Source organism: Marinobacter sp. UBA2498 (genome assembly GCF_002341575.1).
In the GTDB taxonomy this organism is placed as follows: Bacteria; Pseudomonadota; Gammaproteobacteria; order Pseudomonadales; family Oleiphilaceae; genus Marinobacter; species Marinobacter manganoxydans.
Window position 1 is genome coordinate 5,393 of sequence record NZ_DDOI01000120.1, and the last position, 269, is coordinate 5,661.

General features: G+C 61.0%; 1 protein-coding gene. It reads right to left on the reverse strand.

Annotation, left to right across the window (positions count from 1 at the left end):
- Window positions 1-88: 88 nt before the first annotated feature.
- Window positions 89-269: ACT domain-containing protein (locus B2W52_RS16805; RefSeq protein WP_286803778.1), on the reverse strand; the 181-nt coding region annotated here is incomplete at its 5' end.

Here is a 269-nt window from a genome sequence, read left to right on the forward strand (position 1 = left end):
CCCCCGTACCTGCCCGCCAAATCTCAGGCTACAGAAAGACCACGCCCGCCAAACCTCAGGCTAGGAAAGGACGATACCCCCCAAAGTCTCAGGCCGAACGAGACCGGGCCACAGATCCAGCCGCGAGGGCAACCTCGGCAACCGTGTGCAGCTTCTCCAGTTGCGACTGCAACATGGCAATCGGCCTTGTACCCTCCAAAGTCAGTGCGATATCCAGATGCTCGCCAGCGGTTTCAACCGCCATGGTGGCAATCCGGAACCCGCGGATG